This window comes from Flavobacterium psychraerolatum (genome assembly GCF_025960985.1).
Classification (GTDB): domain Bacteria; phylum Bacteroidota; class Bacteroidia; order Flavobacteriales; family Flavobacteriaceae; genus Flavobacterium.
The window spans coordinates 29,883-40,832 of sequence record NZ_JAOQMX010000042.1; the positions used below are offsets into that span (position 1 = coordinate 29,883).

Consider the following 10,950-nt stretch of genomic DNA (forward strand, 5'->3'; position numbering starts at 1 on the left):
TGCCCTACTATTGATTATTATCTAATTCTTCTTGTCTTTCCGAAATACTACGGTAGGCATTTTCGACCATTACGATTCCGTCATCGACCACCACACCTATTGCGAGGGCTATCCCGGTGAGTGACATAATATTAGACGAGATTCCGAAAGCTTGTAATAAAATAAATCCAATCGCTACTGAAATGGGTAATTGAATCAAAATAATCAAAGCACTGCGCCAATGAAAAAGAAATAATAAAATCACAACCGAAACGGCAATCATCTCCTCAATTAAGGTTCCTTTGACAGATTCAATCGCTTGTTCTATCAATTCGCTTCTATCGTAAGAGGTTTTAAAAGTTACTCCATCAGGCAAGCCTTTTTGGACTTCTTTCATTTTTTCTTTAACTGCTTTTATAACTTTATCGGCATTTTCGCCGTAGCGCATCACTACAATTCCGCCAACAACCTCACCTTCGCCATTTGCGTCAAAAACTCCTAATCGTAAATCACCACCCATTTGCACCGAACCAATATCGCTAACTTTCACAGGAACCGAATTGTAATTCTTGATAGCAATGTCTTCGATATCTTTTATGTTTTTTATATAACCCAAACCTCTAACGACATACGAGCGATCACTCATTTCAAATTTTCGACCACCAACATCGTTATTGCTTGTCTTTACCGCTTTCATGACTTCCATCATACTCACATTATAGTATTGCATTTTAAGTGGGTCCAAAACCAATTGGTATTGTTTCTCAAAACCTCCAAAAGAAGCGACCTCAGCAACACCTGGTACAGTTTGCAAAGCAAATTTCACATACCAATCTTGCAATGCTCGTTGCTCGCCTAGATCCATCCCATTCGTTTCCAGATGATACCAAAAAATATGGCCTACGCCTGTTCCATCAGGACCAAGCGTGGGAACTACATTTTCTGGCAATAGTCTTTGTGCGAAATTCAGACGTTCTAAAACTCTCGTTCTCGCCCAATACGGATCTACATCATCATCAAAAATGATGTAAACAAAACTCATCCCAAACATAGAAGAAGCACGAATATTCTTGATTTTGGGGATTCCTTGTAAGTTTGACACCAAAGGATAGGTAACCTGATCCTCAATTACCTGCGGGCTTCTCCCCATCCATTCTGTAAAAACAATTACCTGATTATCAGATAAGTCCGGAATGGCATCAATAGGATTTTGTTGCACACTATAAATTCCCCAAGCAAATAAGCAGCCAGAAACGATCAAGACAATTGCCCGATTTTTTAAGGAGAATGATATTAATTTTTCGACCATAATAGTTTAATTAATGAAAATGTTTTTCATTTTAAAGGTTGAAACTGTGTATTACAATTCTTTTGTAATTCCGCCACAAGTCAACATTTCAGCTCCGTAATATGGATTTTTAATGTCTTTAATTTCACTAATCCAGTATCCATTTTTCCCTTGATTGTACATTGGGCAATAGTCTTGGTACAGTTTTTTATCGGTAGTAAACATTTTAATAAAGTTATGCATGTCAGCACTTAATAAAGCAAATGCATTTCTTTGTGCAGCAATTTTACCAGCATTCTCAGTAATTGTTGCGGTGTGTTTTTTTGCAGCGTCAGCAATGGTGTTGTATTGAGTCAATAAATCAGCTTCAATTTTGTCAGTGGTTGTTTTTTGTAAAGTTATTTCTAAAGCTTTACTTGATGCAGTCGCTAATGTGGCGTCATCGCTAGCTAAAGCATTTTTTAACTTTAGGTAATCATTTAAAATCATATCGATTGAAAATGCCGATTTGCTTTTTGTAACGTCCATTTCTTTCACTTCTTCAATCACTTCTTCATGGGCTACAGGCACCGTTAAGGCCATTCCGCATTTAGAACATTCTTCTCCTTTTTTACCGTGTACTTCAGGATGCATTTCGCAAGAATATTGTTGGCTGTCTGCTGTTTCCGTGGTTGCTTTATCTGTCGTTTCTGATTTGTTGTCTTTACAAGATGCAAAAGTGATTAAAATTGCTAACACCATTATTTTTGTTATATTTTTCATTATATTTTATTTAAAATTAATTTAGTGATTTCATTTACAGATCAAGTAAACTTACTTCTCTGCAATACTGTATGTTTTTGTTTAATTTATTTTGAAACTTTAGATCCTTCAACCATTGTATTGCGTTCATATTGACAACAAACAGGTAGTTTATTATATGCCTTATCCGAAGCGAGGTGTTTGTTACTTTCATATCCCGATAGCGCTATTTTTTCCAAAACAGTATCAAGATTGGTTTTAGTTTCGTCATAGGTAATGGTTGCTACTTTTGACTCAACATCCCAAATCACATGAGATAGATTATTAGAGTTAGCTGCTTTTTCAATTACTTTTTTACACATACCACAGTTTCCATTAACTGTTACGGTTTCTATTTTTGCGTTTTTTATTTGAGCGAATGAGATTGTTGTTGATAGCAATAGAGTTATTGCTATCATTACTTTTAGAAATGATTTCATTTTAATACTATATAGAGTAGAATAAATAATTAGCTTATGCAACAAAATAAATATAAGACATAGTTATTTTGAGTTTTACATTAAGTCGATAAAATTAAAGAGGGTAAACCAAAATGGTTTAAAAAGGATAGAACTATGGCTATCCAAAGTGTATTTAGCCTATTTTAGGTATAAGCCATAAAGAAGAATAACCGTCAGAAAGAAATCCTACGGCTTGATCTATTTTTAATTTCTGAACAGAGAAATCAAAACAATTAAAAGGAATTGTCGCATCAAAAGCCAAGAAAGCTATTGTCTGTACAGAACTTGTACTGCATTTTGAATGTCCACATTTGCCGTCACATGATTTTTTATCACTTTTTGACTTCGAATTAGAAGCACAGCAGTCCATTTTTTTTGAATCATGAGACTTCATTTTCTCTTTTGTGCATTCCTTTTGTTCAATAGGTTCCTTTTTATTTCCACATGCCATAGTACTATTGGGCATCATGAAGATACCCAATAGTACTACTATATATATGTGAATTTTTTTCATTTGAACCTATTATGATGGCAAATTTAATAAAACAAAGTTATTTTACATGAAAACATTATGTTAAAACAAATTTAGTTCTTCCCTAACACTGCAAACATAATGGATTGAGACAGTGATAAAAAGATACTAAACATTAGTGCTGGTAGAAATCCATCAACAAGAAACCCACCTACGATGGCTGAGCATAGTAAAATAATAATTGCATTAATAACCAATAAAAACAACCCTAAAGTAAAGATGGTAATTGGCAATGTAAAAAGTAAAATAAGAGGCTTGATAAAGGTATTTAACAAACTCAATACAAAGGCCACGATTACTGCCGTTAGGAAACCCGATACATGGACACCTTTTAGCACATTTGATAAAATAACTACCAATATAGCAGTGATCAGCATTCTGTATAATAATTTCATAAAAATGTATATTTATAACAAAGGTAATTTATTTTAGTTCTAAAAATCACTTCAAAAAATCGCTTGCGAATTGATGGAACAATTTAGGGTTTTCGGCATGAAGCCAGTGCCCGGCATTTGGAATGGTTTCCAGTTTCATGTCTGGAAAATGAACATTGATATTATCAATATCAGCATCCAAAATATATTTTGAATTACCGCCACGAATAAAAAGTGTTGGCTTATTGAAAACAGCATTATCTGGAAGTTCTACGCCAATCTCATTTACTTTTTGATTAAAAACAGCCAAGTTAAATCGGAAGGCCAATTGCCCTGGTTTGATCCAATACAAGCTCTTCATCAAAAATTGACGGGTACCAAAATCGGTTATAAAGTTACCTATGATTTCTTCAACCTCTGATCGGCTTGGCTTTTTTGAAAAATCGATAGCATTCAGTCCTGCCAAAATAGTTTGGTGGTGCTGTGGGTAAAATTTCGGACCTATATCAGCAACGATTAACTTATTGACTTTTTCTGGATAAGTACAAGCAAAAAGCATAGCTGTTTTGCCTCCCATAGAGTGACCGATAACATCTACTTGTTCTAAATTATGCCCCACACAATAATCATAAATATCTTTGGCCATGATTTCATAATTAAAATCATCTGATTGCATACTACGACCGTGGTTACGCATATCGAGCATGTGTACTTCAAAACTTTCGGTACTGAATTGTGTTCCGATTGTTTTCCAGTTATCAAGCATTCCTAGAAACCCATGAAGGATTAAAAGCGGTTTCCCTTCTCCTTCTATTTTTGAATATAACATTTTTTAATTTTAACGATATTACAAAGATAAGAAATGAATTCACAATTATATCACTAAAAATAGGTATTGCAATCTCAATATTATTAACTAATTTTGTAAGGCTATTTGACTCAAATAAAACATAAATAATAGCTCCAAAATTAAAAAAAATTATGATAAAAAAAATCCTTTTAACAGGACTTGTTGTAGCACAACTTGCGACCTCGTGTACAAATTCCGGAACAGATGCAACTCCTGAAAATCTATCAGATCAAATTGCAAACTTAACCAAACAACCTTATTCTACATTAACCCCTGCACAGCAAAAAGTAAAATTAGAAGCAGAGGCAAATGCTATGTTAACTGAAATGGACAAATCAAAAACGTCTGGAGCTGTTGAAGCTATCCAAAACTTAGGACATTTACTTGACATCAGTTCGGTTGATATCTTTAATGGAAAGAATGACAATGAAATTACTGACATCTTAAATGTATCAGGAGTTTATGGTATCTACACTTGGAATAACACAAAAAAAATATGGATTAAAACTACTTCAACAACTGAGTTAAAATTTATTTTCCCTGCAAAAGCATCTCAAATAGCAAACAATGCCTCGTTAACTTCAAATGCAATTTCCTCAAATATCAAGGTTAATCTTATAGATACATTTGGAAACTGGACCTATAACTATACTACGCAATTGTATATGCAAACAGCTTCAGTTTACGACGAAATATACCTACCTACATCTGTTGATGCAACTTTAACCATTGACAACGCTAAAGCAGCAACGTTTGCAGCTAAAGGAAAATATAACAACGAAAATGACATTCCTCTAGAATCAAGTTTCAAAATGGTTCTAAATGATGGCTACACTTATGAAATTAGCGGTATAAAAGGAGATCCAAATTCTGCACAATCATCATTTTCATACAATAACAAAAACCTAGTAAAATTCACCGCTGGAAGTACTGCTAAAATTGATGCATTAATAGATGATAGTTCATTAGTTTCATACAGAGGAACTGCAAATGGCCTTGTTGAAATAATGGACAACTTTGTTATTATAGCAGATATAGACATCGCTGCGTTAGCAAATGACGAGGCAGAGTTAGAAAAAACTTTGATTGAACCAACATACAATACTAGCACTTATTATTCTAAGATTAGTGAATATAATAGAGCATACTCTGCTGCTGCGGTAAAATCGCAGAATAAAAATACTAAATTAATTTTGGTTTCTAAAAAAGATGGAACTAAAATTGCCGATGTAATTCAGTCCTCAGAAAAAGGATATAGCTATATTAATTATTCTGTCTGGGTTAAAGACAATAGTACTAATGGCGGATATTGGAGCTGGAATAGTAACAACAATACCGGAGCCCTTGTTCAACAATATGACGAAGTCCTTTATTTGAAGTTCAACGACAATACACAGGTTGAAATGAGTGCTTATTTTTCTAGTGGATTTGATGATTTAGAAAAAAAATTCGAGGATTTTTTAAAAGCTTTCGAAAGATAGATAACTTCAAAAACTGACTTAAAGCCGAACTGAAAACCTATTCAGTTCGGCTTTATTTTTTTAAGGGTGTACGTACAATAATTGTACTCTGTCCATAACCTGTCCATAATCCTAAACCACCTGTAATATTTGATTTTAAACTTGAATTTGATGGATATATAGGGTTTCTACCATTTACAATTTCATTTTGCCAACTATTCCAAAAATCAAAAGCTTCTTTATTTAAGGTTTTTAATTTCACATAAATTAGATCTCCATCAGTAAAATAAGGTTTGAATTTAGTTTTAGGAAAAATCAAAATACCTCTATTGATTTGCATCGAGACCAAACTCGAATTAAAACTATCATCATTTAAGTTCCCGTAAAAAGCAGGTACAAAAACGGGTTCTTCCTTATCGATTCTTGTGGTGACTTGGTAATAGTTCTTTTCAGATACTGGATCATCAAATGTTATAAAAACATAACCTGTAGTATCTTGTACATTCTCCTTAATATAAGTTGCAGTTTTTAAAGGAACAGTTTTAGGAATTGTAGTTTTGGCTTGAATTATTCGATCTAGATATTCGATTTTTAAAGAATATACCTTACCCGATTCGCCAAGCAATTCGCTACCATAATAGACAAAAGGCGGGATCCGATCACTATTCCTTTTTAACCTTAAAATCTCTTCGTTTTCACCGTTAGAAACTGTGATTTTCGCAGATCTAATGACATGGTTTAATATCGTTGTAGAATCTACCGCAGCGGTAATTGGAATACTTGTCGATAAAATCACTTGCGGATAATCACCTGTCTCAATCCAACCTTCGACCACAATTTTCGACTCTGACTGTGTACTTTTATCAAAATCATCTTGATTGCAGCTAATAAACAACAAACTTATAATCACTAAAATAAAGTATTTCATAATTATCTAAAATTTAAATCTCCAGCTTATAGAAGGAAGAATGGAGTACAGTGTTTTTCTTTCGGGATTAACCTCTATCTTTTGTTTGTCCTCATCAATCGCAACATTCAAAACAGTATATATTGGATTTTCTATATTAAATGTATTAAAAACAGAAAAATTAAGTGCACTTTCTTTATCTCTAGTTTTTATAAAATAATAATTTAACGATACGTCTGTACGAATATAATTAGGCAGTTGTGCATTGTTGTACTTACCATATTCCTTTACAGGATTATTATTTATAAAATACCACGATGTGGGTGTTGTAAAACGATTACCTGAACTATAGATTTGTGTAATTCCAAAATTCCATTTGGTATTTAAATCATAAGTGCCCACAATAGCTAAGTTGTGCCTCCTATCGTATTTCGCAAAATAACGTTTCCCTTCATTAATTTGATCAAACTGTCTATTAGCCCAGCTCAAAGTATAACTCAACCATCCTTTAAATTTACCGTTATTTTTTTTTAGCATCCACTCTAAACCATAAGAGTCTCCACTCCCAACAAAAAAATCATTTTTAAAAGTTGTAATTTCATTAAACTGTGTCACACCATAAGGATACTCAATTAAATTATTCATAATACGATAAAAGTTACTTATCGAAAAATCAAATTGTTTTTTTACAATTTGATTGTAGCCGACTGAAAACTCATTGGAAGATTGTGCAGGAATACCATCAGATGTAGCCACCCAAAAATCAGTTGGAATACCAACACTAGAAGTTGTAACGAGGTTCAAGTATTGATTTTGACGTGTATAGGATGCAAAAAAAGAGCTATTTTCACGAGGAATATAATTTAAAAGCAGTCGCGGTTCTGCACGTAAATAATAAGCTCCTCCATGATCAGGAGCATAATAATTAATACGTAAACCCAATTCTGCAAACAACTTATTTGACAAACACGGTTTTACTACGGTATAGAATGCTACATTATTTGCTTTAATAATTAATGGTTGCTGATCAATCGTACTAGTACTTAGATTGCTTACATCAATCTTTTGAGGCTGCAATTCATATCTACTATACTGCAAACCTGTTTCAAAAGGAATATTATTTACAGTATATTTAACAGAATTAGAAAATCCAAAATCTTTAACATAGGAACCAATATTGAGCTGTACACTTGCTTGCTCCATACTCAGATTATTTCCATATCGTGTGAAATAAACAGAATTAGCCATTACTGCCTCTTCAGACAACTGATATTTCCAAGTAGCCGAAACAGTTTTATTACTCCATTTTAAATCCGCATTCAATGATAAATTTGAATCTGCAATTCGTAAAACATCTCCGCTTACAAAAGCATCAACAGTAAATAAATGTTTTTTAGAAAGTGAAGCTATAAAAGTTAAATTACCATCTCCAAAACTATATTTCAAATCTTTAGTATCACTATTTTTATTTTTATCTGAAGAATCAAATAGTGGTGCAATGATCTCGTCAACATAGGTTTTTCTTCCAGAAAGATATAAACCCATTTTATGGTTTATCGGTATTGAAAAAGTAGCCTGAGAGGCCAAGAGCCCTAAGCTTCCTTTGACTGAAAAGTTAGTAGGTACTTTATTAATAGGAGAGACTGCAACAGTAGCACTTAATCTCCCTCCGTTCCTTGCATTTGAATTGGATTTATCAAAATGCACTTCTTGCACGTGATCAGGATTATAGAAGGGAAAAACACCTAACAAATGAGACATACCATATACAGGTGTTGCTGCATAAAGCATTAAATTATGACCAGGATCACTACCTCTTACATACAAATAGCCATTTGCATCTCCAGAATTTTGAACTCCAGGTGTGAGCTGTAATAATTTAATAATATCTGGAACACCCATCATTGATGGAATGGAAGAAAATTTCTCAGGAATGAAGGTAAAACTGTTCCCTGAAGAAATAGAAAGCTTTTTTTTTGCATTTGAAAAAATTACAACTTCATTTAGTGAACTGTTTTCTTTTGCTAAAATATAATTAAGTACTGTATTAATTTGAAAGTTACGTTTATCATTTTGCCTAACAAAACCTACGGAAGCAATCTCAATATTATATAAACCCTCTGGAAGCTTAATTGCATATGCACCTGCATCACCTGTAATAATAGTGTAGCGCTTTGTATTAGAAATAAATACAAGCTTAGCACCTACAATAGCTTGTAGATTTTTATCTTTTACGAAACCTTCTAAAGTAATTTTAGATTGAGCGTTTAATTTTAGGCATAACAATATAAAAAAGGAGAGTACAAATGCTTTCAATAGCTCATTTTTAAGAAAAAGCTAAAATAAGCATTTTCACTAAAAAAAATTAATAAAATAATGATGAAAAAATTTATAGCCATATTTCTAAAGTTATTGTAACATTTCCAGTATTTAATCTCCTGCAAAACATTATTTTAAAAAAGGATTAGAATTGATATTCTAACCTCAGTTACATTCGAAAAAAAAACACTATTTTTATAAAAATTAAAAATTTATAAATGTTAGGATTGAAATTAATAACAGATCCAAGATGGGTAAATATAGTAGAATCAAACATTGAAGAAATATTAACTGACCATGCTTGGTGCGAACAGAAGGCAGCATCAAATGCAATTAGCCTTATTACACAAAATTCAGAAAAAGAAGAACTGATTACCGAATTAATGATTATTGCTAGAGAGGAATTAGAACACTTACAAATGGTCCATAACTTAATAAAAAGTAAAGGATTAATTTTAGGTCGTGAACGCAAAGATCATTATGTGAACGAACTTTTTAAATTCATGAAAAAAGATGGTAGCCGCAATGATGCTTTATGTGAGAGGCTATTATTTTCTGCTATGATTGAAGCGAGAAGTTGTGAACGTTTTAAGGTTTTATCTGAAAACATAACAGATCCTGAGTTGGCTAAATTCTACAAAGATTTAATGATTAGCGAAGCAGGACACTATAAAACCTTTTTAGGTTTTGCTCGAAAATATGCAGACAATATAGATGTAGATAAACGCTGGAAGCAATGGATTGAATTTGAAACATCAATTATAGTAAATTACGGCAAAAACGAGACTATTCACGGATAATTAAAATACCGAATCTATTTTAATTATTAATACTGAATAAGCAATTAAAATTAATAAATAAAAACACTTGCAGACAAAGGTTTACAAGTGTTTTTATTTTATCTAAGACCTCATTTAACTGAAGTCTATTAGTCTATATAGTTTAAAGTTAATTGAGAAAATAATACTATATTAACTCATTTATAAATTGACAAATTTTTGAATAAAATGATTCTTCGTTTAAATTATGATGGAATTTATAAAAACTAAATTCTTTCCTTAATAATCATTTACTATTTTTAATAATACTTTTTCATAAACATTAGAATTTCATAGGCGGATTCAAGTCATAAATGCAACTTGACCATTATTATTTAATGAATGTATAAAAAATTCGTTTGGGGTTTTATACCCAAATTTTTCCTAGGTCTGTTGTTTAATTTGTCTTCCGCATTTTGTACTTGTTTGGCTGTTATGTTTTCGAAATTCATTCCCTTTGGGAAATACTGTCTTATCAATCCGTTCATATTTTCATTTGAACCTCTTTCCCAACTATGATATGGTTTTGCGAATTAATAATCTATTTCTAAAATTTCAGATACCTTTTGATGTTGTGCAAATTCTTTTCCATTGTCAGATGTAATTGTCTTTATAAATGGTGTCCAATCTTGGAGTGCATCTATTATTGCTTGATTTACTTCTGTTGCTTCTTTTGATTTCAATATACGTATTTTAGCAACTCCTGTTGCTCTGTCGTTGATTATCAACAAAGCTCCTTTGTGCTCAGCTCCAATCATTAAGACTATTTCTAAATCCCCTATCGTCTTTCTGTCTTCTACGCTTTTGGGTCTTTGGTCAATATCAACCCGACCTATTATCAGTCCTCGCTTATCTTTTGACGCACCTCTTTTTCTATAAACCTTTGCTTGGGAACGCAAATAAAGATGTAAGTCGCCCCCTTGTTTTTTATCTTTCCAAATCTATTAATAAATTCTTTCATGAGATACACAATTGAGTCCTTGCTCTTTTGTATTTTAGCCCCTTATAAGTTCGGAGTGATATTTTAAATTTCAAATAGTACATTTGAGACATGAAATACAAGAAATGGAGTTTAGAAGAGAAGTTGGAAATTTTATCTTCTTGCGAAGATTTAGGCGTTGTAGAAACCTGTCGTAAATACAGTGTTAGTACAGGAAGTTTGTATAGTTGGAAGAAGAAGCA

General features: G+C 32.4%; 11 protein-coding genes and 1 pseudogene. 3 read left to right on the top strand and 9 right to left on the bottom strand.

The genetic code is table 11. From position 1 onward, the window contains the following. Positions 1–7: 7 nt before the first annotated feature. The 6 genes from M2326_RS14165 to M2326_RS14190 form a co-directional block, all read right to left on the bottom strand. Positions 8–1,288: an efflux RND transporter permease subunit gene (locus tag M2326_RS14165; RefSeq protein ID WP_264620201.1), complete on the bottom strand. Its 1,281-nt coding sequence runs from the start codon at positions 1,286–1,288 to the stop codon at positions 8–10. Positions 1,289–1,339: 51 nt separating this feature from the next. Further along, positions 1,340–2,029, bottom strand: coding sequence for a DUF3347 domain-containing protein (locus M2326_RS14170; protein ID WP_264620202.1), 690 nt, complete (start codon positions 2,027–2,029; stop codon positions 1,340–1,342). A gap of 86 nt (positions 2,030–2,115) precedes the next feature. Then, entirely contained in the window at positions 2,116–2,466 is a 351-nt protein-coding gene (locus M2326_RS14175) for a heavy-metal-associated domain-containing protein (protein WP_264620203.1), read from the bottom strand. Positions 2,467–2,641: 175 nt separating this feature from the next. Continuing rightward, positions 2,642–3,022, bottom strand: coding sequence for a hypothetical protein (locus tag M2326_RS14180; protein ID WP_264620204.1), 381 nt, complete (start codon positions 3,020–3,022; stop codon positions 2,642–2,644). 71 nt (positions 3,023–3,093) lie between these two features. Beyond that, a complete protein-coding gene (locus M2326_RS14185; protein WP_264620205.1) occupies positions 3,094–3,435 on the bottom strand; it encodes a phage holin family protein in 342 nt (113 codons plus the stop codon). Between the two features lie 46 nt (positions 3,436–3,481). Further along, positions 3,482–4,243, bottom strand: a complete 762-nt coding sequence (locus M2326_RS14190) for an alpha/beta fold hydrolase (protein ID WP_264620206.1) — start codon at positions 4,241–4,243, stop codon at positions 3,482–3,484. Positions 4,244–4,395: 152 nt separating this feature from the next. Here M2326_RS14190 and M2326_RS14195 point away from each other — a divergent pair, with 152 nt between their 5' ends. Then, positions 4,396–5,745, top strand: a complete 1,350-nt coding sequence (locus M2326_RS14195; RefSeq protein WP_264620207.1) for a hypothetical protein — start codon at positions 4,396–4,398, stop codon at positions 5,743–5,745. A gap of 52 nt (positions 5,746–5,797) precedes the next feature. On the opposite strand, the gene M2326_RS14200 is transcribed toward M2326_RS14195, so the two are convergent. Together M2326_RS14200 and M2326_RS14205 are read right to left on the bottom strand one after the other, a co-directional pair. Then, complete coding sequence (locus M2326_RS14200) at positions 5,798–6,652, bottom strand: DUF4249 domain-containing protein (protein WP_264620208.1); 855 nt, start codon at positions 6,650–6,652, stop codon at positions 5,798–5,800. Positions 6,653–6,658: 6 nt separating this feature from the next. Continuing rightward, positions 6,659–8,947 carry a TonB-dependent receptor gene (locus M2326_RS14205; protein WP_264620209.1) on the bottom strand — a complete coding sequence of 763 codons (2,289 nt, stop codon included), beginning with the start codon at positions 8,945–8,947 and terminating at the stop codon, positions 6,659–6,661. Positions 8,948–9,168: 221 nt separating this feature from the next. On the opposite strand from M2326_RS14205, the gene M2326_RS14210 reads away from it, so the two are divergent. Then, positions 9,169–9,750: a MiaE family protein gene (locus M2326_RS14210; protein WP_264620210.1), complete on the top strand. Its 582-nt coding sequence runs from the start codon at positions 9,169–9,171 to the stop codon at positions 9,748–9,750. Positions 9,751–10,071: 321 nt separating this feature from the next. Here the strand turns inward: M2326_RS14210 and M2326_RS17555 are convergent. Next, a pseudogene (locus M2326_RS17555) lies at positions 10,072–10,757 on the bottom strand (IS30 family transposase); the annotation flags it as partial. A 62-nt stretch (positions 10,758–10,819) separates the two neighbouring features. Between M2326_RS17555 and M2326_RS14220 the strand changes: the two are divergent. After that, positions 10,820–10,950, top strand: a 131-nt coding sequence (locus tag M2326_RS14220) for a transposase (RefSeq protein ID WP_264620213.1), incomplete at its 3' end; no start/stop codon positions are given.